The following is a 24071-nucleotide window of genomic DNA, read 5'->3' as shown; positions in this document are numbered from 1 at the left end:
TCACGTTGGTACGCGACACGGAAAAGCCGCTGGTTGTGTCTATATTTCCAAGAAACTCCCTGCGGTCGCCCTCCCCCTTGGGACGGTGATATACCCCAAGTTTGCAGCAAAAAAACGAGGCTTCGCCAGTTTGTGTGGGTCTATAGGCGCCCCGGAAGCTCGATTGGCAGGTTCGAGCATCTCAACATCACGAGCGCGATGAGGTTGTCGACGTTCCGGAACCCGTAGCCCATGCGGACCGTCAGCTTGATCTTGTTGCTCACCGCCTCCGCCCGCGCGTTGCTCAAGCCCAGCCCCACCGCCCGGACGATGGCGTCGCGGTGTCTGCGCGCTTTCTTCGACAGCTCCTTGATCTCCCTGGCCCGGCTTCGCGACGCGCTGCGCAGCCAGGAGTCGAGCAGCTCGGCCGCCGCGGCCGCGCCCGTCGCCTTGAACACGTCGCGCAGGCGCTCCTTGAGCAGGCAGGCCCGGTAGAGCCGCTTGTCCTCGCGGGCGATCCGCCCGAGGTCGAGCACCTGCCTCTCCGTGAGGCCCTCTGATCTGTACTCTTTTTTCGGACACGCAGGCTCGAGGGAGAGCCTGTAGACTTCTGCACGTCCGATGAAAGAGAGGTTCGATATGGGGCAGAACCCAGCGACCAAGTACACCGACGAGTTCGGGCGCGAGACCGCCGACTACGTCATCTCGTCGGGAAAGCCCATCACGGAGTGCTGCCGCGAGCTCGGGCTGAACCCGAAGACCGTGAACAACTGGGTCGTGAAGCGCAGGCGCGAGCTCGGGGGCGAGCCCGACCCGAAGGCCGACGACGCCGAGCCCCCGGTCCCGACGACCGTGCTGTGCGGCGACATCACCTGCCTCGAGACCGGCCGGGGATGGCTGCACCTGGCGACGGTCATCGACCTGTGCGCGCATGGTGGTCGGATGGTCGCTCTCCGGGCGCATGACCGCCGACATCGCGGTCTCGGCGCTGGACATGGCGCGCTCGCGAGGCTACGTGGCGGGCGGCGCGATATTCCGTTCGGACCGCGGCGCCCGGTACACGAGCAGGCTCCTGGAGGAATGGGCGTCCGCCAACGACGTGAGGCTGTCGGCGGGGCGGACCGGCAGCCGCCGCGACAACGCGGTCGCCGAGTCCTTCTTCGCGACGCTCAAGAACGAGATTGGATTGGCTACACTTAACGGGACAGTTTCATGAGGACCTTCGGAAGGAGGGGGGGCATGGCCGACCCGAAGCACCCCCGGCGCTTCACCGACGAGTTCAAGCGCCAGATCGTCGACCTGTACAACGCTGGCAAGCCGCCGTCCGAGATCGAGCGGGAGTACGATCTGGGCCACTCGACCCTGAGGCGCTGGATCAAATCGATAAACGCCACCGGATCGCCGCACGCCGCTGACAACAGGACGCCGGAGCAGAACAGGATCATCGAGCTGGAGCGCGAGAACAAAAGGCTGCGGATGGAGGTCGACGTCCTAAAACAAGCGGCGCCGATATTCGCACGAAAGTGACGGCGATAGCGGCGAACGCCGGCCGCTACCCGGTATCAGCGCAGTGCAGGATCCTCGGCGTGCCCCGCTCGACCTACCACCGCCTCCGATCGCGGCCCGATCCGGCGCCGGAGCCCGACCCCGTCGCACCCGACGTGCTGGCGGCCCATGCGGAGAGCAAGGGAAGGTACGGGGCGAGGAGGGTCAAGGCATCGCTCGAAAGGCGCGGCGTCGTCGCGAGCCGCAGGCGGATATCGCGGATCATGAGGGAGAACGGCCTTTCGAGCGCGTACGGGAAGAAGCGCTTCAAGGCCCATCCCGGCAAGCCGAACGAGGCGGAGCTGCCGAACCTGGTCGCCCGCGAGTTCAACGGCCGCGCGCCGCGCACGCACGTCTGCAGCGACCTCACCTACGTGCGCGTCGCCGGCTCCTGGTGCTACGTCCGCCTGCTTGTCGACCTCTACAACAGGGAGATAGTCGGCCACTCGGCCGGCGCGCGCAAGGACGCGCGGCTCGTGAAGGCCGCCTTCGCCACCCTCGAGTTCCCGGTATCCGATATCGAGGTGTTCCACACCGACCGCGGCAGCGAGTTCGACAACGCCGAGATCGACCTCATGCTGGAGGCCTTCGGCGTCGAGCGGTCGCTCTCCGCCAAGGGCTGCCCCTACGACAACGCGGCCGGCGAGTCGGCGAACAGGATACTCAAGGCGGAGTTCGTCTACCGCGAGGGCTTCTCGGACCTCCGCGACCTGCAATCCAAGCTGTCCGACTACATCCACTGGTACAACAACTTCAGGCTCCACTCAAAGCTGGGCTACATGAGCCCCGTCGAATTCAGGAAGGCGGGACTGTTCCTCGAAAAACTGTCCAAATAAGTGTTGCCAATCCAGCTACTACGCCCGCCGCGGGAGGGGCGCGGCGGCGCCCGCGGACCCGTGGGCCGCGCTGCGCGCCGAGGTCGAGCGGCTGTGGCTCGACTCCGGGGGGAGGTGGGGCGCCCGCACGGTCCTCTCCAGGGTCGGGGGCTTCCCCGGGGCGACCCTCTACCGGGTCAGGAAGCTCATGCGCGAGCTGGGGATACGCGGGATCCACCCCCGCGCCTCGAGGCGCACCACCGTGCCCGACCCGCTCGCCCCCGACCGCCCGGACCTGGTCCGGCGCCGGTTCGACCGGCCCGTGCCCACCTGCTGGCTCGTCGGCGACATCACGTACCTGAGGACCGGGCAGGGATGGCTCTACATGGCCGTCGTGATCGACCTGTGCACCCGCATGGTCGTGGGGCTGTCGTTCTCGGACAGGATGGCGGCCGGCCTGCCGATAGCGGCGCTCGAGGCCGCGTGGCGGCGCGGCTACGTCGCCGAGGGGGCGGTCTTCCACTCCGACCGCGGCAGCCAGTACACCTCGAAGGCGATGGCGGAGTGGGCGCGCTCGCGGGGCGTGAGGCTCTCGGTCGGCAGGACCGGGAGCTGCCGCGACAACGCCGTCGCCGAGTCGTTCTTCGGGACCTTCAAGAACGAGATGTACCATCTCGGGGAGTTCGCCACCCGCGACGAGGCCAAGGCCGCGTCGGTCGGCTACGTCGAGGGCTACTACAACCGCCGCCGCCCGCACTCCTCAATCGGCTACGCGTGCCCGGCGGACAAGATGGAGGCGTTCATGCGGAGGATGGACGCGATGGCCGCCCGCGAGGCGGCGCTGCCGTCCGCGGCATGATTTCGGGCCGTTCGCTGTCCAGGAAGTTGAAACAGTTCAGTTCAAGTTTGGCGCCATTAGCACAGGACATCCTGGCGCTTTGCGCTCTTTCACCCGGAGCGCCTTGCTCCTCTCTTCCCTGAACAGGCATTATGTCGCCCCGCAGATTCCAACCAATCCTCCATGCCGCCACCTCGGCATGCTAATGGCGCCCTTTTTGAACCGGGCATGCCTAAAACATGCTAATGGCGCCTTTTTTGAACCGGAATCGCGCCCGAGGACGCAACCCGCGCGGCACCGCGACCCTCACAACAACGCAACCCGCACGACAACGCAACGATGCCGGAGCGGAGCGCGAAAGCCCCTTCTGCGCATGCAAAACGGCCCGCAGGCACTCCGCCCGCGGGCCGCATGCGATTCATTTCGGCGAATTTCTATCCCGCCAAGCTCGGCAAACCTTACTTCATCAGGCTCGCGATCTGCTGGGCGAACGCCACGGGGTCCTCGATCGGCATGCCCTCGACGAGCAGCGCCTGGTTGTAGAGCAGCCCCGCGTAGCTCGCCACCTTCTCGGCGTCGCCGGCCTCCTGCGCGGCCTTGAGGGTCGCGAAGATGGGGTGCTTGGCGTTGATCTCCAGCACGCGCTGGCTCTTGATGTCGTCGCCGGCGTCGGGCATCTGGGAGAGGATCTTCTCCATCTCGAGCGAAAGCGGGCCCTCGGCGGTGATGCACGCGGGCGCGTCGTCGGCGGACGTGAGGCGCGTGGACACGCTCACCTTGGTCACCTGCTCGCCCAGCGCCTCCTTCATGGCTCCGAACAAATCCTCGCTCTCCTTGGCAGCCTCTTCCGCAGCCTTCTTCTCGTCCTCGGACTCCAGGCCCAGATCGCCGGAAGCCACGTTCTTCAGCTGCTTCTCGGAGAACTCCTCGCCCTCGGCGGCAGGCTTGCCGTAGCCCATCATCGCCTGAAAGCAGAACTCGTCCACATCCTGGGTGCACAGCAGCACGTCGTAGCCCTTGTTCATGACGGCCTTGACCACCGGCATCTTCGCCAGGCGCTCGACGGAATCGCCCGCGGCGTAGAAGATGGAATCCTGGCCCTCGGGCATGGCGTCCACGTACTCGTCGAGCGTGACCATCTTCTGCTCCTTGGCGGAGTAGAACAGCAGCAGGTCGGCCAGCTCGCCCTTGTTCATGCCGTAGCTCATGTAGATGCCGTACTTCAGGCCGCGGCCGAAGTTCTCGAAGAACTTCTCATAGGCCTCGCGGTCGTTGTCGCGCATGTTGGCGAGCTCGCCCTTGATCTTCTTCTCGAGCTTCTTGGCGATGGCGCGCAGCTGGCTGTTGTGCTGCAGGGTCTCGCGGGAGATGTTGAGCTGTAGATCCTGGCTGTCCACCACGCCGCGGACGAAGTTGAAGTAGTCGGGCAGAAGCTCCTCGCACTTCTCCATGATGAGCACGTTGGAGCTGTAGAGCGCCAGGCCCTTCTTGTAATCCTTGCTATACAGGTCGAACGGCGCGCGGCTGGGGATGAACATCAGCGCGTCATAGGTCATCGCGCCTTCGGCATGCACCTTGATCGTGCGCGCCGGGTCGCTGAAATCATGGAAGTCGGATTTGTAGAACTCGTTGTACTCTTCCTGAGTCACGTCCTGCTTGCTGCGCTTCCAGATGGGCACCATGGAGTTGATGGTTTCCGTTTCGGTGTAGTGCTCGTACTCGGGTTTGTAGTCGTCACCGGCGTCTTCGGGCTTGGGCTTCTGGCGCGTCTTGGAGCACTCCATGGTGATGGGATAACGCACATAATTGCTGTACTTCTTGATGAGGTTCTTCAGGCCCCACTCGGACAGGTAGGCGTCGTAATCGTCCTCATCGGTGTTGTCTTTGAGCGTGAGGATGACGTCAGTGCCGTGCCCCTCGCGGGTCGTCTCGCTGATGGTGTAGCCCTCGATACCGTCGCTCTTCCACTCCCACGCCTCGTCGGAGCCGAACGCGCGCGACACCACGCGCACCTCCTTGGCCACCATGAAGCTGGAATAGAAGCCCACGCCAAACTGGCCGATGATGTCCACGTCGTCGCCCTGGGCCTCGACGTTCTCCGATTTGAACTCGAGCGAACCGGAATGCGCGATGGTGCCCAGGTTCTTGTCCATCTCGTCCTTGGTCATGCCGATGCCGGAGTCGGACACGGTGACGGTGCGGGCATCCTTGTCGAAGGACACGTGGATGGCCAGCTCGTCCTTGGCCAGGCTCACATCGGAATCGGTCAGACTCTTGAAATAGAGCTTGTCAACAGCGTCGGATGCGTTGGAGATGAGCTCGCGCAGGAAGATCTCACGATTGGTGTAAATCGAGTTGATCATGAGGTCGAGCAGCTTCTTGCTCTCTGTCTTGAACTTCTTCATGGGCTTGGGCCTTCTTTCCTTATGTGAATGCGTGCCGAAAGGATGCAGGGCGGTTGAGCGCGGATGGCGATTGCGAGACGCCACCCCATATCTTCCTGCTTTGCTCCATAAATTAGCACTCGAAGGTTCCGAGTGCTAAAACGTGATTGTAGTCACACGCGCGATGGTGTCAACCCGCCCGCCCGTGACGCCATGCAATGTTGACGATTCGTTGCCGGAGCCTACGAGCGTTCGGCCCATCCAGCATTGCGCGACAAGGGCCACACAGGGCCTGCGGAGCGTGAAACGCTCCCACGGCAGCGCCCCCAGGAATTCGAGATCACGCGGGGCCACCTTGCGACAGAAATCGCTATAGAATGACATGGACCACAAGGCTTAGCGCCCACGTTCTCTATTTTCCACCATACCTTATCTCTACCGCGCTCCCTTATCCCTGCCGTGCCCAGCCTCTCTGCCGTGCTCCAGCCTCTCTGCCCCGGTATAAAAATCGCGTTATGTGCTAACTTTTGGCATACTCAGTAGAAAAAGCGCGTTATTTGCACGATGGTCAATGCGAAATTGGCAGGTTTGGGCGCCACTCTTCACGCAAGAGCCGTTGGTGAACATCGCTGACCTGGGATTTCTTTATCGTCGATAAAGGGACCGTGCAAAAAAGATGCGCGGCGGGATTCTTCGACCAAAATGCGACACACATATAACGCTGTTTTTATACCGAGGGCCCATTTTCTTCGCACATAACGCGATTTTTCTACCGGGCACATGTCTCCCGGAGCATGTGCCGGCCTCCGCCGCACCCCAATCGCGTTTCCAGCCAGCGCACCTTGTTTGCCCTCCATTTGACAAATAGGGAAAAGGAAAGAATGGGAAAAGGGGAACAATGAGGCAAGGAGGCGTACATGGCGACGCGAGCTCGACCTCGCAAATTACCGAGCGCATGGGCGCAAGCGCGAGCTCGCAAGTTGCCGAGCGCATGGGCATGAGCGTCGATTACGCCCAGAAGCATCGCCGGCACCTCATCGATGCGGGCGTCATCCAAAGCGCCGGACGCAGAAAGGTAGCTTTTGCCGTACCATATCTCAAGGAGTTCCTACGTGAAGAGCTGGGCGAGTAGACTGCGCACGCTACGACCTGCGGCGCGGGGATAATCGCGAACCGAACGCGGAACAAAGACCGCTTGGAGACCTATGCCGTCGCGCTCCATCGGTCGATGAAGCGCTGCAGCGCCTCGCGAAATGCGGGCGTCAAACGCGGCTCGCCATCGGGACCGTTCTCTAGGCAGGGCACGATACGCTTGGGCTCGGCAACAGACCCCTTGAATTCAACGCACATCGACTCATCTGCCGCGAACGCCTTGATTTCGTCGTTCACCCCGGAGTGCATCTCCAGATGTGGGAAGAATTCATCCCCACGCAAATCGCAATCATAAAGCCCGCCAACCGACAGCTGAACAAGGCCGTGGACCACATGGACGTTCCCCGTTTTCCCGTCGATTTCGAAGGCCTCCGGCGAGATGAACATTTCCTGGTTTGCGGCCTTTCCATCGCCTCGACCGTCCACGGGGTTGTCGAATCGAAGCGTCACCCATCGCATATGCCCAAGAAGGGCAGTGCGCGTGTGGCTGCATTGGCGAACCGGCCGCTCGGGAATCGTCACGCCCACAAGCCCGCCCAGGCGCACCTCTTCGCCCAGCGCAGCAGCCATCCGCTTGCAAAACCGCTCATTTTCGCTAGTCAAATCATCGAAAACATCCCTGAAGGCCATCGCCGCTCACAACCTCTATTCGAACTCGTCATCCCTCACGTACCCCTGGTCATACAACGTTTCGATGTAGCGGACCGCTTTCTCGGCAGACCACAAGCCGACCGCCAAGCCCAGAAGGGGTTCCTGCATCTGCTCATACCTTCGCACCCCGTCAGAAAACAGCGCCTGACGTGCTTCTTCGGGATGCTCTTCAATCATCCAGTCGGGAACCCACGTCAAATACGTCAGATCGTTATCGTCCACCACGAACTGCCCGAAGGTAACCTCCGCACAGTTTGCCGCATTCGCAAGATGAACGAACGCGTCGCGCGTTTCGGGACGAATGATTTGCGGGCTAACGAACAGCGAGCTCATCACAGAATTATCGCGCACGAAAACCGCCAGTTGAAGCGATAGCCTGGGCAAATCGATAAACACATGGTAGGTGTCCCTGGTTTTGAAGGGGATGATGTTGCCCACCGGCTTGGGCTCGTACAGCCTGTAGAGTTTGTTCTGGCATTGCTTGCGCACCAGCGCATCCACGAGCGAGATATCCACGGCGTTCCTCCTTGCCACAGGTGCCAAAGGGCAATTGCGCTTACATCGCATTGCGTTTTCCATTATGCCGCATGGCTGTTGTTGCTGATAGAATCCGATTCGTCAAATAGCTCGCATGCGCACGTCAAAAGAACTCGCAGGAAGCCTGACGCAAGGAGGATTCGTGATCTACGTTGTCTCCGACATTCACGGGCGATACGACAAGTGGCGCAAACTGCTCGAAACCATTAAGCCCACCTGGGCCGATACGATATATGTGCTGGGCGACACGATCGATCGCGGGCCTGAGGGGTTGCGCACGCTGCTCGACATGGCGCAGCGCCCCAACGTGGTGCATCTTTTGGGGAATCATGAGTTCATGCTGATGAGCGTGCTGCCAACGCTGCTTGCCCAGCTGACCGATGAGCTTGTCGACGACCTCGAGCAAAACGACAACACAATCTCGATGTTGGCCAATTACATGATGAACGGCGGTGCGGCGACGATTGACGAGCTTAGCGCCCTGAACGCAATCGATCGCGAGGAGATCCGCGCCTACATACTGGACATGAGCTTGTTCGAAGAGTTCGAGGTGAACGGCAAGTCGTACCTGCTCGTGCATGCGGGTCTTGACAACTTTGCGCCCGAAAAGGCGCTCGAAGAATATGGCCTGCATGATTTTCTATGGGTGAGGCCCGATATTCGCAAGCGCTACTACCCCGACAAGACGGTCGTGTTCGGGCATACGCCCACGAGGGTGATTCGTCAGACGTATGGCATAAGCCCTGATAGAGAAAGCATCGGCGAGGACGGCATGATCATCACCGACGGTATGATTGCCGTCGATTGCGGCTGCGGTCATGGCGGGCCCCTGGGTTGCCTCTGCCTCGACACCATGGAGCGCGCGTACGTTTAAATCGGGCGGCGCAGCCGTCTTGAGTCGCCGCTTCTTGCCTTCCGAGGGGATGCCTCCTGCGCCGCTCCGGAAACGCTCCCCAGCCGCACAATTGCCGCGCCCATCGGGCACCTAAGAGGGCGCCCCTGATGCGTGAAGACAAACGTATCTTCAGAAGAAAGCGCCTCGTTGTATTGGTAACCGCCTATGTCAAAATGCTGAAAATCAGACACATGCCTAACATTATTCTCCGCGCACCAACGCACAAACGTGCCGCGCGCCGCTTTGGCCTCAGTGGAACGCTGCGTGAATTTGCCGCTCTTCATACTGCCGAACAGACACGTGACGTAGCGCGGAGCGGCCGCCATGGCCGCACTCCCCCGGCCCGCCTCAGGTTTCAAGACTTCGCCCCCTGCCGCGCCGACGCTTAAAGGGGTGCCCGTTGCCAAGGGCGCCTTCTCGATTGATCCACTTGCCGGATGCGCTGCCAACGTCGCCTTCGCATACGGCTCGACCGCCTTGGCATATTCGACCGACGCAAGGTTAACGATGGCGCAATCGCTCTCCCGCCCACTCGCAGCAATATCTTCGCATAGGGCGTCGTAGAGGCACGAACCCCAGAATTCATACAGATTGCGTGCCGGCACGCCGTTCGCGCCGCTTGGCATCGCAAGCTTCGCCTGCATCTCCAAGCGATACGGCGTGACACCATCAAACGGACGCAACACGCCATAGAAGCCTGAGAGTATACGCAAGTGGTTCTGCAGGTATTCCAATTGCTCGACAGTCATAACGTGCGGCGCCATGTTCTGATACTGAATGCCCTCGTAGGAGAATGCAGCCGGGGTGAGCAATCGATCGTCGCATGGATCCATCCGCTGCACGCGGTCGTAGTTGAGTGATGCCAGTGCATCGCTGCACGCCCACAGCGATTTGAGCTCGTCATACGATTTGCCACGCATCGCCTCCAACAGCTCGCACGCCTGCGAAAGAAATCGCGGCAGATCGCGCCACGCAAACGAATCGGATGCATCCACCATCTTCTTAGCGGGTGAGATTATGAACAGCATGCAGACCTTTCTAATTTCCGAATCAAAAACAGCAGAAACGATACCTCGTCAGACGCGCTCTGCAATTGGGTAAGATGTTGCTTTTTTTAACTCAATCAACTCGATATTTATCTATCGAGCTGAAAAATGACCCGATTACGAACCCTGGACATTCGCACGCTGTTCAAGCGTACTCAGATCGCACGAATAATACGTCTTGCGCCCAACTTTTTTGATTTGAAGTATCCCCTCATCGCGCAATGCCTTTGTCCGTTTATAGAGAGTTTGGCGTGTTATTCCTAGAGCCTCCGTGCATTCATCCGCCGTCACGCCATACACCGCGAACAGTCTTGCAGCAATCAAAATATTAACCACTCGAAGCATATCGCCTTCATACAAACAGCGCGCCAAGTTTTCGTACCGCAACAAATCCGCCTCGCGTTCCGCCAGAGTTTCCTTCAAACGCGCCATCCCAGACACAACAATCTCGGCAAACGAAATCACAAACGGGGTTAAATCTCCCCGATTCAGAGGGTGCTCACATACCGCAAACGCCTTGTAATACTTTTCTATCTCCTCTTTAATCGCAAAGGACAAACGCAGCCCCACCAGACGCTCATACTCATTTGCAATCATATAGCTGCTGATGAATCTGTTCGTGCGCCCATTCCCATCATGGAATGGGTGAATATATCCGAACAAAAAGTGACACACTGCGACGCGCACTAAGAGGTCGAGGTCTTCTCGGTTGAGGAATGCCAGAAGGCGCTCCATCATTTCGATTATCCTAGATTCGGGTGTAACGCCTTTATGAATCTCACGTTCCGCCCCGTCGACCACACTGACCGGTTCTTTTCGAAACCATTTTCCATCAGGTATTTTGTTTCTATCCGATTCCAGTACTTCATCAAGTACAAGATCGTCATACAGTTTTCGGACGTCCGCGCATGACCCTAAATCAACAGCTTCGCCTTTTAGAAGCATGTTGTACTTCGCAACGATTCCATGGAAACGACGGCGCCTGCCATTCTTCGCAAGATTGTCCAGCACTTCGCCAATCTCTCGACGCGTAGAGTGCTCGTTCTCTATTTCATTTGTAAGAACGATTTCGTCAATAAGGCAAGCGTTCATGTAGTCTTCCACCGCTTTATCGGGGAGCTTGCAAATAAGCCGAAACACGTCCTTATCAATTTTTGCCGCCTGCACTAGAAGCATACTGAGCTCGGGAGTAAGCACACAGAATGCCGGGGAACCCGCAACATCGCAGCCAACCTTAATCGCGAACTCCGATTCATATCTGCTTTTATACAGTTCCTCATCATCGATGGCCGGATCATGGAAAGCCTTGCACAACATTTTATAACTCATGCCTAGTTCCAATCTCGCTTAAAAGGCAATCGCTTTTTCAGAGGCAGATTATACCCTTTTCAATATATTGAGTTAAAATAATATTGATTTTTAACTCAATTGCTTAGCGCATTACCCATTGAGTCAAATATCTGACTCAATTGCAACTCTAATTGAACCTGTCATTGAGCGTATTCGCCATTAATCAATCGCGCCTTCGAAATACTCATAGATATCTTCGCGAACCGGTGGATCCACATCCAAAATAAAATTAACAACGGGCACCTTGCCGCCCTCGTCGTCAAAAATGTATTCCTGCGTCCAGTCGCGCGGCGTAACCTTGCCCATGAAATAAAAGTCCGACCCTTCGTCATCGCTCTTTTTCACGAAGAGATACATCTTTACGCTGCCGTCTCTTCCAGCGATGATCTTTTGAATTTCGGTTGACTCGATCTTGAGACGAGAGCGTGACATCCAATTGAAAAGACCCTGATCAATGAAATGATCCGCATACTGAATTGTAGCCGAAATGTCTTCAGACTTTTTATAGGTAACAAATATCGGACAGGTGCCGTATTTGACCCTGTATCCGTACAAGGTCGAGCTATCATCCTGCGGCCAATTTAATAGACGGCATACGTCTTTACGAGAATACTTCTCGTAAAGCGCGAAATCGTCGATAGTTTTACCGTACTTTTCCCTACAACGCGCCAGGCCGAACTCTACAATATCCAAAAGTGCAGCACGAAATTCCTCGTCATCCGTCATTTCCGCAAAATCAGAACTCGCATGAATCGAACCGTCGCTCCCATCAGCCTCAATCATATGTAACGTGGCATATCTTTTCTTATCTCCTGGCGAATTGAGAAAATCAGTATTCAGCACTCGGAGCGCAGACTCATACGAGCCGTCGTCGGCGTCGATCTTCCTGTAGCTTTCAACCTCAGACAAAAAGGTTGACTTAGTGAACTGCCTTTCTTCGACCAGCTGTCTTATCATCAGCAGTTCATGAGGCCGCATGCCATTTGCAACCATGCTCGACAAGAATTCCAAGACCATCCATTCCTCAGCGGAGAAATCCGGAGAATAGTCCTTGTCCACTATGCTTGCAAATCTGCGGTACGACCCTTTCTTTTCAACAAAGAGAAGCGGGTCAACTTCTCCGAAATCGACGAAGTCAACCATCGACGGCACTCTGCCCAACTTGTCTTTCAGGGCAAAATACTTCTTCTTCAACATCGTTTGCGACGTTTTCTGAGCGTCGATTGACTTGAATATCCTCTCCTTGGTGATCTCGTCAAAATGGATGCTCGAACAGCCAGAGATAACGCGAGACCCCTCCATGACGTATTTCCTGATGGCATCTTTGCTGTAGCTCCTGTCTCCTGACAGAGCGATGGGAATCATATAGTTATTCGTGTAGTTGCCAATAAAGTCGATCACGACGACAAAATCTTTTTCGTTGAACTTGCGCAAGCCTCTTCCCAGTTGCTGAACAAAGACGACCGGTGACTGTGTAGGACGAAGCATTAGTACCTGATTAACCGCAGGAATATCGACACCCTCATTGAAGATGTCGACGGTGAAAATGTAGTCGAGACGATCCTCGAAATCTGCCGACGCTTCTAATCGTGCAATTGCTTCTTCACGTTTTTGCGGCGAGTCATCGCCCGAAAGAGCACATGTCCTGTAGCCGCGTTCATTGAACAGCCTCGACAGCTCTCGCGCTTCTTTAATGGCACTGCAAAATACCAGACCCCTCAGCCTATCGCCACTGTGCCCATAATATTCCGCCTGATCGATGATGTAATTCACTCGTTCGGAAGAAACGAGCTTACGAAAATCGCTGAAAAGCGTCTCCTCGCTGATCTCGGAGCCTTCGTATTGAAAATCAGTAATACCGTAGTAATGGAACGGACACAACAGATTCTCTTCCAGCGCCTGCTGCAGCCTAATTTCGTATACAAGATTGTTGTCAAACAATTCATAGATATTGAATCCATCGAGACGCTCGGGGCTCGCCGTCATGCCCAACCAATATTGAGGCCGGAAATAATTCATGATCTTCTGGTAGCTGTCCGATCCGGCACGATGAACCTCGTCGATGACAATGAAGTCAAAGGCGTCCTTCTGGAACAGCCTCATCTCCTTATCTTCCGACATGGTTTGCATGGTCGCGAAAAGACACGTCGCCTCACGGCATTTCTCATTACCCGACAGAATGCCATACGTATACACGTTGCCAAGAACGCGACGATAGCTTTGTACCGCCTGCTTCAAAATTGTTTCCCGATGCGCAAGGAACAGTATCCTGCGGGGATTCCTGTGGCGCAAACCGAATGCAGATGCGAAAGTTTTTCCGGTTCCGGTGGCAGATACAAGCAGAAACCTATCCTCGCCCGCTTCGATCATCCTATCAAGATTGTCAACGAAACGAGCCTGCATGGCATTAGGCTCGAGCTTCACGTTTTCAAAGGAAATGACACGATCTGCGCGTACTGTCTTCTTTTTCTCTTCGTATATCTTGGCGTATGTTTCCAAGACGCTCGAAAGAGCGGAGGAATTCGCCCAAAGTCGTTCAAATTCGCAAAGCAGAGACTCTGCCATTGACCCATTCTGGGCAAACGCAAAGTGTAGATTCCATTCTTCGTTTTCCGATAAAGCTTTACCGGTCATGTTGGCGCTACCCACGAGAGCCCTGTAGGTTCCATCTTCGCGCCCAAAAATATACCCCTTTGGGTGAAAGCCATGTCCAAACCGCCGCTCTTCTGCCATACGAACCTCGACGTTCGAAAGGCTTCCAAGCTTTCTCAGCGCTTCTGGCTCGCTGAACGACAGATAATCCGTCGTGAGAATTCGGCCTTTAACTCCGCGGCTTTCCAGGGTCTTGAAGATAGGCAACAGGGGCGCAATGCCTCCCAAGGTGATGAAAGCGACACAAAAAGAAAAGGAGCTACAGTGCGCCAATTCGTACTCTATATCGGAAATGATTTTTCTCCTCGACTCGAAATTATTAACAACAAGTCGAGGAGTGAAATCCGGGTACGAGTCAATCCTCGAATCAATGAGGCCGTTCGTTGCGCCTTTCATTATCAAGGATGCTGTAGCTTGCGACATTTCTGCTCCCTATTGAATCCTGGCCTTCAATGCATCAACCACCGATATGTCGGCAGGCAGCCAATCCACCGTCTCGAGCTCATCGCTCGCAAGCCATTTTGCAGCTTCATGCTCAAGTAGCTGCAAATGATCATTTGCAAGGTGACAGATATAGCAACGCATTGACAAGTGGAATGTTTCGTAGTCGTATTCGACGTCTACTAGATGCGAATCAATGGAGATGTCCGCATCAAGCTCCTCTTTGATCTCTCTTATCAACGCCGCCTCAGGACATTCTCCTTGTTCGATCTTTCCACCAGGAAATTCCCAACCACCTTTGAACTCTCCGTAGCCTCTTTCGGTAGCAAGGACCTTGCCATCGCGCACGATAATGGCGGCAACGACATCCACGACTTTCTTCACGGCTTTCCCCTTTATTTCTAAACGTCAGGCTCACAAACGCACTATACCGTTTTATCCCCTCCGATGCTCGTCTCCTCACATCAGGAGCGCTCGGGCTTCACCTTCTTGTAGCTATCCAGATATCTGGATGATTATCGAATTTTCAAAATTTTATCCAAGTAACTGGACGAAATTCCTCATGTTGCTAAAATCATCCAAATAGTTGGATGATTTTGGTCACGGGGAGCAACCATGGCAAAGTCTGCATATTTAATCGAACGCCCGCAAGCGATGGAATGGCTTCGTCGATGGCGCAATCGTGACGTAATCAAAGTGGTCACGGGAATTCGCCGATGCGGAAAATCCACCGTGCTCGCGCTCGCCCAACAGGAGCTTCTGCGCGACGGAACGCCTAAGGATGCCATCATTTCGCTCGACATCGAAAAGATGGCGTTCGACGCCCCGAAAACCGCGAAGGAGCTGTACGACCTCGTGGTATCGCAGCTCAAGGCGCAAACGAATTACGTATTCATCGACGAGGTGCAACGCGTGCCCGAATTCGAGAAGGCCGTAGATGCTCTCTTCGCACGCGATGACGTTGACCTTTACATCACGGGATCGAACTCCGATCTGCTATCGAGCGAACTGGCAACGCTTCTCACTGGCAGATACGTTGAGCTGACCATGCTGCCGCTCTCCTTCGCGGAATACCGGTCGGCATTCCCTCGAGAGCTAAGCGACGAGGACCTGCTCAACCGCTACCTCGTCTTTGGGGGAATGCCCTACACAGCAGCCCTGCCGGAATCGGACGTGTCAGATTATCTCGATGGCGTACTCAGCACCATCCTGGTGAAAGACGTATCGCTGCGTCACCCTCGGTTCAATATGATGGCGATCAGATCGCTGGCTGCGTTCCTTGCCGACAACATCGGCAACCGCTACTCTCTTAAAACCATCGCGAACGGCCTCTCCCGAAACGGCACTAAAATATCCCCCACGACCGTTGGCGAATACCTCGATGCCCTATCAGAAAGCTATATCGTTTTCGAAGCCAAGCCCTATGACGCGAAGGGCAAAACGCTCCTAACGCAGGGCGGAAAGTACTATCTGGGCGATTTAGGGTTCAGGCACCTGCTGCTCGGTCGCGACCAAAGCGATCTGGGGCGTCGTGTTGAAAACGTCGTGTACTTGGAGCTTTTACGCCGCAATCGCAACGTATTTGTCGGCCGGTCCGGAGAGGCGGAGATAGATTTTGTTGCAGAGGGGGATCAGGGCACATGCTATTACCAAGTTGCCCTTAGCGTTCTCGATGAAAACACTCTTGCACGCGAGCTTGCTTCACTCCAAAGCTTGTCGGACAACTATCCGAAAACGCTTCTGACTCTCGACCGAATAGGCACGGGCGACTTCAACGGCATCCGGCATGTGAACCTGATTGATTGGCTTTTGGGGCGAGAGGGGGCATAGGGGTTCAGCTATTTCTTCTCCCGACGTTTGGCCTCTTGCCAAAGGGCCTCTTGCTCTTCGACGGTCAAATCGGCGGCATCCTTGCCTTGCGCCCAGGCTGCGCCTTCAATAAACGCCCATCGACGGCGAAACTTCACGCATGTCGCGCGCAGGGCGTTCTCCGCATCAATGCCACGCCACCGCGCAACGTTGACCACGCTGAAAAGCACATCGCCAAATTCGAGTTCGGCGTCTTCGGGGGCCGCGTTCTTGAATTCTTCGACCTCTTCGGCCACTTTTTCCCATACGCCCTCTTCGTCAGGCCACTCAAAGCCTGCCGCCACGACTTTGCGCGAAATCTTTTGCGCCTGCATAAGCGCGGGAAAGCTCGTGGGCACACCGTCGAGCAGCCCTTCGGGCTTTCCGGCCAAAACAGAAGCATCGCCAACAGGGATCGCAGCAACACCAACCGCATCTCCCGACACTTCCGCGGCATTTTGCGCCGCCGCAGCCGCCTGGGCCGCCTTGCGCTCTTCCATCTTCACGCGAGCCCAAATCTCGGACGTATCCTTTGCCGTTTCTGCCGTTGCATCGCCAAATACATGGGGATGCCGGCGCACCATCTTCTCATTGATGTCGCGACACACATCGTCAATGGTGAACTCGCCCGCATCTGCCGCAATCTGCGCCTGCAGCACCACCTGCAAAAGCACATCTCCCAGCTCTTCGCGCAGATGCCTCGCATCGCCGGTCTCTATGGCGTCAACCGCTTCATACGCCTCCTCGATCATGTTGTGCGCGATGCTCTGATGCGTCTGCTCGCGATCCCATGGGCATCCGTCGGGCGCGCGCAAACGCGCAATAGTCGCGACGAAAGCATCGAAATCGGGATGAGAGGCCATATGCACCTTCCTTTATATCTTCGCTTTTGCGCCCTACCCGCCAAAGACGCAATCTCGCACCGGTCATCCGTCAATGGCAAACCCCGCGCCTGCCATCCGCAAAGACAAAGCCACCACATCGGCACCTGTCAAAGACGAAGCGCATATGCGCCAAAAAACCGCTGCCCCGCCCGGCGCGCGCCGAACGGGGCAGCCATGCATGCAAAGCCGTATGCAAACCTCAACGAAACCCGGGCGTAAACCTGGAGCAAACCTGGAAGAAATCCCAGGTTAAAGCCAAGGAGCGACCGGGCGTTCGCAAGAGCGTGCGAGACTAGTCCTCGGTAATCTCGGTGATGCAGCCCGCGGGACAGGCCTCGACGCAATCGCCGCAAGCGATGCAAGCATCCTCGTCAACGACTTCCGCAACATCACCAACGATGTCGAGCACGCCCTGAGTGCAAGTTTCCACGCAGATACCGCAGCAGATGCAAAGCTCGTAATCAAGCACGGGATGAGCCATGGCGGTGCTCTCCTTCCGAATTTGTTAAATCAATTGATACTGAGCGAAGCGCGATCGCAACGAGCACGCGAGACTAGTCCTCGGCGATCTCGGGGATGCAGCCCATGGGGCATGCCTCAACGCAGTCGCCGCAAGCGATGCAGGCGTCCTCGTCGACAGCCTCAACAACGCCGTCCACGATGTCAAGAACGCCCTGGGCGCAAGACTCGACGCAAATACCGCAGCCGATGCATTCCTCGGTTTCAAGCACGGGATGAGCCATAGCGGCACTCTCCTTCCGAATTTGTTAAACAAATTGACACTGACACTGAGCGAAGCGCGATCGCAACGAGCACGCTTCAAATCACATGCGTGCAAGATAGCATTTAATCGCTCGTTTGCAAGAAGAATCTTGGAACTGGTACCGAACCGGGCAGATTGTGAACAATGCTAAATTCTCGATTGAAGTAATCAGGTTTCTATGGGATACTAGCAACCTGATTGCAATTCAATATCAAGTTTCGCTTAACCACACTACAAACACCGCACGAGCGAAAGGACGCAAGCCGCATGGCAACCAAGCTATCCCGCACCGCATGCCCCGTTGAGGCAACCCTCTCCCTCATTTCAGACAAATGGAAGTTTCTCATCCTGCGCGACCTGCTCACCGGCACCAAGCGCTTTGGCGAGCTGAAGAAATCCATCGGAACCATTTCGCAAAAGGTGCTCACATCGAATCTGCGCGCCATGGAGGACGACGGCCTGCTTATGCGCGAGGTGTTTGCCGAGGTTCCGCCGCGCGTCGAATACACGCTCACCGAGCGCGGCGCAAGCATGGCGCCGGTCATCGAAGCCATGCGCGCCTGGGGAGAGGCTCACATGGCCGAGCTTGCCGCTGAAGAGGAAGAAGCGCGTCGCGCATCGTAGCGTCTCATGCGCGTTTGCGCCGTTCGGAAGAACATAGAGACACGGAACGAAACAGCGAGCGGTTATGAGGGGCGACATATAGGGCCGCCGCGCGGCCGAGCGTACTTCGGTACGCGAGGGAAAGCGCACAAGGCCCTAGATGACGTGCCTCATGACCGCGCAGCGTCGTAGTGCCTCATGCGCGTTTGCGCCGTTCGGAAGAACGGCGCAACATTTTCAGCAGAGCCCAATCACGTTGCTTGGTGCGCTCCTGCTCCAAATCTGCCTCAAACGAAGAAAACGCCACGCAAGGCCTTCCGAAGAGACGACCGTAAGCGTCAGGCGTCACATTGGCGCGATACGCCTGCGCGAGCAGCGCTGCCGCCACATCGTCGGCCACGATAACCGCTTCGGGGTCCAAGCCCTCCAGCGCCGCGAACGCATCCGCGGGCGAAAGCTGCGACGCGTCGAGATACACCGGATCGGGCATTCCCACGCCGCCGCACGCCGCGTCTAAAGCCTTTCTCACATGCGCCGGCAACGCCCCATACGACACGACGCACGCGGATGCATCTATGTCGCCGTCGATTGCCGCATCGTACGGAGTCAGGCTTGTCACCTTGGCATTCGTGTACATGTTACTTTTCGCTGGATTTTTCACACCGTTTCCTTGACCGCTCTTTACATTGGCACCCTTCAAGTAGCAATAATATCCCCAACGAACCCGTCTCTCAACAGAAGACGAGAGGCGGATCCGGGGCAAGTCGGCAAAGCGGACGCCGGGTGCCCCAGAAGGCAGCTCGTCTGCACGACACGCCCCGAGCGCAAGACGATCGAGGCCGCTCGAAAGTAGGAGGAACCATGTGCACTAACGGAATCAACACCGACCAGTTCGAGATGATGATCGAGCAGATCGACGACCATATCAAGCTGGAGCGCCGCTGGACGCACAATCTCGCCCACAAAGCAGAGGACGCGGGCTTCGAAACCGTAGGCGAGAAGCTCCATACCGCCATGACCATGCTCGATGACATCCGCGCGCTGCTCGATGACGCAAAAGACGCCCTGGAAGATGACGCGCGCGACGCAAGCGGCGTGACCGTCGAATTGGTATAGCCATGGGCCAGGATCTCGCCCGCTTCTCGGTCACCATGCCCGAAAGCCTGCTCATGCGCTTCGATGCCCTCGTGGCTAAGCGCGGGCTGGCCAAAAACCGCAGCGAGGTGATTCGCGACCTGGTGCGCGACGCGCTGGCAGAGGAGGAGTGCTCCATGCCGGGCGAAGAGGTGATGGGCACGCTCACCATCGTCTACGACCATCACACCGGCGCCGTGCGCGAAAAGCTCGACAGCATCCAACACGAGTTCTACGAGCAGATTGTGACCTCCCTGCACGTGCACCTCGATGCAAACATGTGCATGGAGGTGGTGATTCTGCGCGGCGAAAGCGGGCTTATTCAGGCGGTTTCCAACATTATCCTGGGAACAAAGGGCGTCACGCACGGACACCTCACGCTCACCTCGACCGGATACAGCCTCTATGACAGCCACCAGGGCGGGTCTCAGGCGCGCGCATTCGCCCGTGCGCATCCTCACACCCCCACGACGGCGCCGTTCCAAATGAGCCGCTAATTTCAGCGCAAGAGAACCATCAAGCATCCGAGGTACATCATGACCGAAGCGCTCGACATAGAAGTCCACGGCATTGTGCAGGGGGTGGGGTTCCGTCCCTTCGTCTACAACCTTGCACGTAAATACGCCCTAAAGGGCTGGGTGCTCAACGCCACGGCAGGCGTGTTCATCCATGCCGAAGGAGAGCCGAACGACATCGATTCGTTCGTCATCGAGATTTCCGAGCACTCCCCTGCCGCCGCACGCGTGGATGAAATCCTCATGCACGAAGTGCCGCCGGAGCATTTCACCGATTTCTCTATCCGCTATTCCGACGATGCCGCGGCAGCAGCCACTACGCTCGTGTCGCCCGACCTTGCCACCTGTGACGATTGCTTCCGCGAGCTGTTCGATCCGGCGGATCGACGCTACCATTACCCGTTCATCAACTGCACCAATTGCGGTCCCCGCTTCACTATTATCGAAGGGCTGCCGTACGATCGCCCGAAAACGTCGATGAAGAACTTCGAGATGTGCGATACGTGCGCCGCGGAATACGCCGCCCCCGAAGACCGACGTTTTCACGCGCAGCCCGATGCCTGCTTCGAATGCGGGCCGTGGATTTCGTGGCGCGATTCGCTCGATGCCGATAAAAGCAATGTGATCTGGGGCGACACGCGCGAGCGCAGCGATGAGATCATCGACCTGGTAGTAGGCGCCCTGCGCCGTGGCCAGATTGCCGCCATCAAAGGACTCGGCGGGTTCCACTTGGCATGCGACGCAAACAACAAGGAGGCAATCGCTGAGCTGCGTCGCCGCAAGCGCCGCGAAGGCAAGGCGTTCGCCGTCATGATGCCCAATATGGCACACGTACTTGATTACTGCGAGGTGAATGACGCGGAGGAGCGTCTGCTCAACGGTCCGCAGCATCCTATCGTGCTCCTGAAGAAGAAGCCCGGCGCGCAGTTTGCCCCCGGCCTGGCCGATGCGCTGCCCGAGTTGGGCGTGATGCTCCCTTACACCCCGCTTCAGCACCTTCTGCTCGCGGCGTTCGGAGGCCCCCTTGTCATGACATCGGGCAACATTCATGACGAGCCCATCCAGACCGACGACGATCAAGCCTGGCAGGCGCTCCACGAGGTGGCAGACGTCTTCCTGGGCAACAACCGCCCCATCCTGTGCCGCTTCGATGATTCGGTGGTGCGCGTCATCAAAGCGGGCAGCGCCGGCGAGGCCATCCAATCGGTACGCCGCGCCCGCGGCTACGCCCCCCTGCCAGTGAAAATCAAGCGCGCGGAAGCACCCGATGCCACCGAGGCTGGCCCTCAAGTCGCTGAAGAGCAAGCCGGCGATCGGGAACGCGGCAGAACGCCCGTAATATTCGCCTGCGGCCCGGAGCAAAAGTCCACTTTCACGCTGCTGCGCGGCGAAGACGCATTCGTAAGCCAACACGTGGGCGACATGGAAAACGCCGCGACGTTTGATGCGTGGCTCGACGCAAAGGCTCACTACGAAAAGCTGTTCGATGCCGTGCCCCAGGCGATCGCCTGCGATATGCATCCCGAATATCTGGCTACCAAGTGGGCGCGCGAGGAAAGCGCCAAGCGCGGCATGCCCCTTATAGAAACGCAGCATCACCACGCCCATATCGCAGCCGTCATGGCCGAAAACGACCTCGACGACGCCGTGATCGGCGTGGCATTCGACGGAACGGGATACGGCGCCGACGGATGCATATGGGGCGGAGAGGTGCTGCTGGCAAACCGCTCGGATTACGAACGCTTCGCGAACTTCGCCTATATCCCCATGCCGGGCGGCGCGGCATGCATCAAGCGCCCGCTGCGCATGGCGTACGGCCTGCTGTGGGAATTCGACCTGCTCGACCATCCCGCTGCCGCGTTCGTGACCGACAAGCTGGGGCAAACGGAGTCGAACCTGTGCGCCCAGATGATCGAGCGCGGCCTGAACACACCCATGACCTCGAGCGTCGGACGCATCTTCGACGCCTTGAGCGCCCTTTTGGGCATCTGCGTACAGCCCGCCTATGAGGGAGAAGCGGCCATCCTTCTGGAAGCCGCCATCGACCCTGGCTATGACTCGACCCAAGCGGGCGAACCGTACGCGATTTCCCTCACGAAAAACGCGGCAGATCAGAACAGCACGGCCCATGACACGAGCGTGGTGCTGTTCGACGCCGAGCCGATGGTTCGCGGCGTGCTGGACGACATCGCCGCCAACGTGCCGCGCGGCATCATCGCCGGCAAGATTCACGATGCGTTCGTAAACGCCATCGTGCTTATCTGCCAAGTTGCCAACGCCGCCTATGGCATAGCCACCGTGGCGCTGGCAGGCGGCGTGTTCATGAACCGCTACCTGGTGGAGCACGCAACCGCCGCCTTGGAAGCCGCGGGGTTCACCGTGGCGCTGAACAAGGAGCTTCCGCCCAACGACGGATCAATTTCATACGGCCAGGCCGCCATCGCGGCCAAACGCCTCGAAGAAAGCGAGCAACCATGTGCCTAGCAATTCCCGCACAAATCACCGAGAAAAAGCCCGATGGCCTGGCCGAGGTTGACATCCTCGGCGTCAAGCGCACCATCGCAACCGACCTCACTCCTGCGGCAGACGTGGGCGATTTCGTGCTGGTGCACGCCGGCTTCTCCATCGAAATCGTGAGCGAAGAGGAGGCCCAGCAGACCTTGGACCTCATTCGGGAATTCCCCGAACTCGCCGACCTGAAAACCGCGTGATAGCCATGGTTGGACCTAACGATTTCAAAGACCCCAAGCTTGCGCGCGGGCTCATCGACAGCATCCAGGCGCTTGCGCCCGAGCATGCCACGCTCATGGAAGTGTGCGGAACCCATACCGTTGCCATCGCACGCAACGGCATCCGCAGCCTGATGCCCGAAGGCTGCCGCTTGGCGAGCGGCCCGGGCTGCCCCGTATGCGTGACCAGCAACCACGACATCGACGCGGTGATCGCTCTCGCACGTGTGCCGGAAGTGATTCTGACCACGTTTGGAGATATGACCCGTGTGCCGGGATCCACTTCCTCCCTTTTGAAAGAGCAGGCGGCAGGGCGCGACGTGCGCATCGTATATTCGCCCCTCGACGCGCTCAACATCGCCAAAGAAAACCCGGAGCGCCAGGTGGTGTTCGTGGGTGTGGGCTTTGAGACCACCACGCCGCTCATTGCCATCGCCATCAAGCGCGCAAAGGCCATGGGGCTTGAAAACTTCAGCGTGTTCGCGGCGCACAAGAACATGCCCAATGCCATGGACGTGCTCATGCGCGACCCCAACCTGAAGGTGGATGCCCTCATTCTGCCCGGCCACGTAAGCACCATCATAGGTATGGAGCCTTGGCGCTTTTTGGCCGAGAAATACGGCATCCCTGGCGTGATTACGGGCTTCGAACCGCTCGATGTGCTCGAGGGCATCGCGATGATTATGCGACAGCTGCACGAGGGTCGCGCCGAGATCGAGAACGCCTACACGCGCGGCGTGATGCCCCAGGGCAACCCCGTTGCGCTTGCCGCCATCGATGAGGTCTTTGAGACCTGCACCGCCACGTGGCGCGGCCTTGGCCCCATCGAGGGCAGCGGATATCGGATTCGCGATGAGTTTGCGCAGTTTGATGCGCTGCGCCGCTTTGAGCCCACGATTGAACCCACCAAGGAGCCCAAAGGCTGCCGCTGCGGCGACGTGCTGCGCGGCATCATGGCGCCCGATGAATGCCCTTTGTTCCGCAAGGTGTGCACGCCGGAAAACCCGGTGGGGCCGTGCATGGTGAGCTCGGAAGGATCCTGCGCCGCTTACTTCAGGTACTACTAATATCCCCAGGGTCGGGGAGAGTGCCCGGGAGGGGTCTGCGGAGCACCCGCGATGCTACCGCCCTCTTCGAGGGCTATGCGCATCGCTCCAGTGGCCCGTTTTGTATCAGCCTTGAGCCACTGAGTGCTCCGCAGACCCCTCCCGGGCACTCTCCCCGACCTCTTTGAAAACCATACCTGAAGCAAGCGGCTTAGGCGTCCACTCGCTTGCGTTGTTTGGAGTTTGTCGCGTGGCCTTTGGCCT

The 24071-nt window shown here is 57.8% G+C and carries 24 protein-coding genes and 2 pseudogenes; 14 read left to right on the top strand and 12 right to left on the bottom strand.

Features of this window, described 5'->3' with window-relative positions:
- Positions 1–140 precede the first annotated feature (140 nt).
- Positions 141–647, bottom strand: a complete 507-nt coding sequence (locus DMP06_RS09710) for a transposase (protein ID WP_123209544.1) — start codon at positions 645–647, stop codon at positions 141–143.
- Here DMP06_RS09710 and DMP06_RS11900 point away from each other — a divergent pair.
- The 5 genes and pseudogenes from DMP06_RS11900 to DMP06_RS11490 all read left to right on the top strand — a co-directional run.
- Positions 601–789 (top strand): annotated as a pseudogene (locus DMP06_RS11900) (transposase); the annotation flags it as partial. The gene DMP06_RS09710 and the pseudogene DMP06_RS11900 overlap by 47 nt on opposite strands.
- A gap of 121 nt (positions 790–910) precedes the next feature.
- Positions 911–1195: a DDE-type integrase/transposase/recombinase gene (locus tag DMP06_RS11895; protein WP_420820462.1), complete on the top strand. Its 285-nt coding sequence runs from the start codon at positions 911–913 to the stop codon at positions 1193–1195.
- Between the two features lie 23 nt (positions 1196–1218).
- The gene (locus tag DMP06_RS11765; RefSeq protein ID WP_245962474.1) at positions 1219–1506 is read left to right on the top strand and encodes a transposase; all 288 of its coding nucleotides are present in this window, start codon (positions 1219–1221) and stop codon (positions 1504–1506) included.
- Positions 1503–2360 carry an IS3 family transposase gene (locus DMP06_RS09700; RefSeq protein WP_245962473.1) on the top strand — a complete coding sequence of 286 codons (858 nt, stop codon included), beginning with the start codon at positions 1503–1505 and terminating at the stop codon, positions 2358–2360. Before DMP06_RS11765 ends, DMP06_RS09700 begins: the two co-directional genes overlap by 4 nt.
- A gap of 19 nt (positions 2361–2379) precedes the next feature.
- Positions 2380–3198: pseudogene (locus DMP06_RS11490) on the top strand (IS3 family transposase); the annotation flags it as partial.
- A 437-nt stretch (positions 3199–3635) separates the two neighbouring features.
- Here the strand turns inward: DMP06_RS11490 and htpG are convergent.
- Entirely contained in the window at positions 3636–5582 is a 1947-nt protein-coding gene (htpG, locus tag DMP06_RS09695) for a molecular chaperone HtpG (protein ID WP_123209542.1), read from the bottom strand.
- Positions 5583–6459: 877 nt separating this feature from the next.
- On the opposite strand from htpG, the gene DMP06_RS09690 reads away from it, so the two are divergent.
- Entirely contained in the window at positions 6460–6693 is a 234-nt protein-coding gene (locus DMP06_RS09690; RefSeq protein ID WP_123209541.1) for a hypothetical protein, read from the top strand.
- A gap of 71 nt (positions 6694–6764) precedes the next feature.
- On the opposite strand, the gene DMP06_RS09685 is transcribed toward DMP06_RS09690, so the two are convergent.
- Together DMP06_RS09685 and DMP06_RS09680 are read right to left on the bottom strand one after the other, a co-directional pair.
- Complete coding sequence (locus DMP06_RS09685; RefSeq protein ID WP_161957890.1) at positions 6765–7316, bottom strand: hypothetical protein; 552 nt, start codon at positions 7314–7316, stop codon at positions 6765–6767.
- A gap of 42 nt (positions 7317–7358) precedes the next feature.
- Complete coding sequence (locus tag DMP06_RS09680; protein ID WP_123209539.1) at positions 7359–7880, bottom strand: hypothetical protein; 522 nt, start codon at positions 7878–7880, stop codon at positions 7359–7361.
- 163 nt (positions 7881–8043) lie between these two features.
- On the opposite strand from DMP06_RS09680, the gene DMP06_RS09675 reads away from it, so the two are divergent.
- Positions 8044–8775 (top strand): metallophosphoesterase, encoded by a 732-nt coding sequence (locus DMP06_RS09675; RefSeq protein WP_161957889.1) that lies wholly within the window; start codon positions 8044–8046, stop codon positions 8773–8775.
- Here DMP06_RS09675 and DMP06_RS11760 read toward each other — a convergent pair.
- From DMP06_RS11760 to DMP06_RS09650, 4 genes are all read right to left on the bottom strand, one after another.
- Positions 8772–9824 carry a YaaA family protein gene (locus DMP06_RS11760; protein WP_245962472.1) on the bottom strand — a complete coding sequence of 351 codons (1053 nt, stop codon included), beginning with the start codon at positions 9822–9824 and terminating at the stop codon, positions 8772–8774. The two genes, DMP06_RS09675 and DMP06_RS11760, sit on opposite strands and share 4 nt — an antisense overlap.
- A 135-nt stretch (positions 9825–9959) precedes the next feature.
- Positions 9960–11171: a Fic family protein gene (locus tag DMP06_RS09660; RefSeq protein WP_123209537.1), complete on the bottom strand. Its 1212-nt coding sequence runs from the start codon at positions 11169–11171 to the stop codon at positions 9960–9962.
- Between the two features lie 180 nt (positions 11172–11351).
- Complete coding sequence (locus tag DMP06_RS09655) at positions 11352–14267, bottom strand: DEAD/DEAH box helicase (RefSeq protein ID WP_123209536.1); 2916 nt, start codon at positions 14265–14267, stop codon at positions 11352–11354.
- 9 nt (positions 14268–14276) lie between these two features.
- A complete protein-coding gene (locus tag DMP06_RS09650; protein ID WP_123209535.1) occupies positions 14277–14669 on the bottom strand; it encodes a (deoxy)nucleoside triphosphate pyrophosphohydrolase in 393 nt (130 codons plus the stop codon).
- Between the two features lie 231 nt (positions 14670–14900).
- Between DMP06_RS09650 and DMP06_RS09645 the strand changes: the two genes are divergently transcribed.
- The gene (locus DMP06_RS09645; RefSeq protein WP_123209534.1) at positions 14901–16115 is read left to right on the top strand and encodes an ATP-binding protein; all 1215 of its coding nucleotides are present in this window, start codon (positions 14901–14903) and stop codon (positions 16113–16115) included.
- 8 nt (positions 16116–16123) lie between these two features.
- Here the strand turns inward: DMP06_RS09645 and mazG are convergent, their stop codons facing one another.
- From mazG to DMP06_RS09630, 3 genes are all read right to left on the bottom strand, one after another.
- A complete protein-coding gene (gene mazG, locus DMP06_RS09640; RefSeq protein WP_123209533.1) occupies positions 16124–16996 on the bottom strand; it encodes a nucleoside triphosphate pyrophosphohydrolase in 873 nt (290 codons plus the stop codon).
- A 313-nt stretch (positions 16997–17309) separates the two neighbouring features.
- Positions 17310–17498 (bottom strand): ATP-binding protein, encoded by a 189-nt coding sequence (locus DMP06_RS09635; RefSeq protein WP_123209532.1) that lies wholly within the window; start codon positions 17496–17498, stop codon positions 17310–17312.
- A gap of 73 nt (positions 17499–17571) precedes the next feature.
- The gene (locus DMP06_RS09630) at positions 17572–17760 is read right to left on the bottom strand and encodes a 4Fe-4S binding protein (protein WP_123209531.1); all 189 of its coding nucleotides are present in this window, start codon (positions 17758–17760) and stop codon (positions 17572–17574) included.
- A gap of 287 nt (positions 17761–18047) precedes the next feature.
- Here DMP06_RS09630 and DMP06_RS09625 point away from each other — a divergent pair, with 287 nt between their 5' ends.
- A complete protein-coding gene (locus tag DMP06_RS09625; RefSeq protein ID WP_123209530.1) occupies positions 18048–18404 on the top strand; it encodes a winged helix-turn-helix transcriptional regulator in 357 nt (118 codons plus the stop codon).
- Between the two features lie 175 nt (positions 18405–18579).
- Here DMP06_RS09625 and DMP06_RS09620 read toward each other — a convergent pair whose 3' ends face one another.
- A complete protein-coding gene (locus DMP06_RS09620) occupies positions 18580–19020 on the bottom strand; it encodes a hypothetical protein (RefSeq protein ID WP_123209529.1) in 441 nt (146 codons plus the stop codon).
- Positions 19021–19244: 224 nt separating this feature from the next.
- On the opposite strand from DMP06_RS09620, the gene DMP06_RS09615 reads away from it, so the two are divergent.
- From DMP06_RS09615 to hypD, 5 genes are read left to right on the top strand one after another with little or no spacing between them, the layout of a single operon-like run.
- Positions 19245–19499 carry a dynein gamma chain protein gene (locus DMP06_RS09615; RefSeq protein ID WP_123209528.1) on the top strand — a complete coding sequence of 85 codons (255 nt, stop codon included), beginning with the start codon at positions 19245–19247 and terminating at the stop codon, positions 19497–19499.
- Between the two features lie 2 nt (positions 19500–19501).
- Positions 19502–20014: a nickel-responsive transcriptional regulator NikR gene (gene nikR / locus DMP06_RS09610; RefSeq protein WP_123209527.1), complete on the top strand. Its 513-nt coding sequence runs from the start codon at positions 19502–19504 to the stop codon at positions 20012–20014.
- A gap of 39 nt (positions 20015–20053) precedes the next feature.
- Positions 20054–22516 (top strand): carbamoyltransferase HypF, encoded by a 2463-nt coding sequence (hypF, locus tag DMP06_RS09605; RefSeq protein ID WP_123209526.1) that lies wholly within the window; start codon positions 20054–20056, stop codon positions 22514–22516.
- On the top strand, positions 22507–22743 hold the full coding sequence (locus tag DMP06_RS09600) for a HypC/HybG/HupF family hydrogenase formation chaperone (protein ID WP_123209525.1): 237 nt from the start codon (positions 22507–22509) through the stop codon (positions 22741–22743). Before hypF ends, DMP06_RS09600 begins: the two co-directional genes overlap by 10 nt.
- 5 nt (positions 22744–22748) lie before the next feature.
- The gene (gene hypD / locus DMP06_RS09595; RefSeq protein WP_123209524.1) at positions 22749–23828 is read left to right on the top strand and encodes a hydrogenase formation protein HypD; all 1080 of its coding nucleotides are present in this window, start codon (positions 22749–22751) and stop codon (positions 23826–23828) included.
- Positions 23829–24071: the final 243 nt, after the last annotated feature.

Source organism: Slackia equolifaciens, from assembly GCF_003725995.1.
Taxonomy (GTDB): domain Bacteria; phylum Actinomycetota; class Coriobacteriia; order Coriobacteriales; family Eggerthellaceae; genus Slackia; species Slackia equolifaciens.
This window is presented reverse-complemented; position numbering and strand designations above follow the sequence as displayed.

Excerpts from the sequence above, each read along its gene's own strand:
- DMP06_RS11895 (WP_420820462.1), top strand. The coding sequence starts at position 911 with ATGGTGGTCGGATGGTCGCTCTCCGGGCGCATGACCGCCGACATCGCG.
- DMP06_RS09620 (WP_123209529.1), bottom strand. The coding sequence starts at position 19,020 with ATGTACACGAATGCCAAGGTGACAAGCCTGACTCCGTACGATGCGGCA.
- DMP06_RS11760 (WP_245962472.1), bottom strand. The coding sequence starts at position 9,824 with ATGCTGTTCATAATCTCACCCGCTAAGAAGATGGTGGATGCATCCGAT.
- hypD (WP_123209524.1), top strand. The coding sequence starts at position 22,749 with ATGGTTGGACCTAACGATTTCAAAGACCCCAAGCTTGCGCGCGGGCTC.
- DMP06_RS09600 (WP_123209525.1), top strand. The coding sequence starts at position 22,507 with ATGTGCCTAGCAATTCCCGCACAAATCACCGAGAAAAAGCCCGATGGC.
- DMP06_RS09630 (WP_123209531.1), bottom strand. The coding sequence starts at position 17,760 with ATGGCTCATCCCGTGCTTGAAACCGAGGAATGCATCGGCTGCGGTATT.
- mazG (WP_123209533.1), bottom strand. The coding sequence starts at position 16,996 with ATGGCCTCTCATCCCGATTTCGATGCTTTCGTCGCGACTATTGCGCGT.
- DMP06_RS09625 (WP_123209530.1), top strand. The coding sequence starts at position 18,048 with ATGGCAACCAAGCTATCCCGCACCGCATGCCCCGTTGAGGCAACCCTC.
- hypF (WP_123209526.1), top strand. The coding sequence starts at position 20,054 with ATGACCGAAGCGCTCGACATAGAAGTCCACGGCATTGTGCAGGGGGTG.
- nikR (WP_123209527.1), top strand. The coding sequence starts at position 19,502 with ATGGGCCAGGATCTCGCCCGCTTCTCGGTCACCATGCCCGAAAGCCTG.
- DMP06_RS09660 (WP_123209537.1), bottom strand. The coding sequence starts at position 11,171 with ATGAGTTATAAAATGTTGTGCAAGGCTTTCCATGATCCGGCCATCGAT.
- DMP06_RS09615 (WP_123209528.1), top strand. The coding sequence starts at position 19,245 with ATGTGCACTAACGGAATCAACACCGACCAGTTCGAGATGATGATCGAG.
- htpG (WP_123209542.1), bottom strand. The coding sequence starts at position 5,582 with ATGAAGAAGTTCAAGACAGAGAGCAAGAAGCTGCTCGACCTCATGATC.
- DMP06_RS09655 (WP_123209536.1), bottom strand. The coding sequence starts at position 14,267 with ATGTCGCAAGCTACAGCATCCTTGATAATGAAAGGCGCAACGAACGGC.
- DMP06_RS09635 (WP_123209532.1), bottom strand. The coding sequence starts at position 17,498 with ATGGCTCATCCCGTGCTTGATTACGAGCTTTGCATCTGCTGCGGTATC.
- DMP06_RS09690 (WP_123209541.1), top strand. The coding sequence starts at position 6,460 with ATGAGGCAAGGAGGCGTACATGGCGACGCGAGCTCGACCTCGCAAATT.
- DMP06_RS09645 (WP_123209534.1), top strand. The coding sequence starts at position 14,901 with ATGGCAAAGTCTGCATATTTAATCGAACGCCCGCAAGCGATGGAATGG.
- DMP06_RS11765 (WP_245962474.1), top strand. The coding sequence starts at position 1,219 with ATGGCCGACCCGAAGCACCCCCGGCGCTTCACCGACGAGTTCAAGCGC.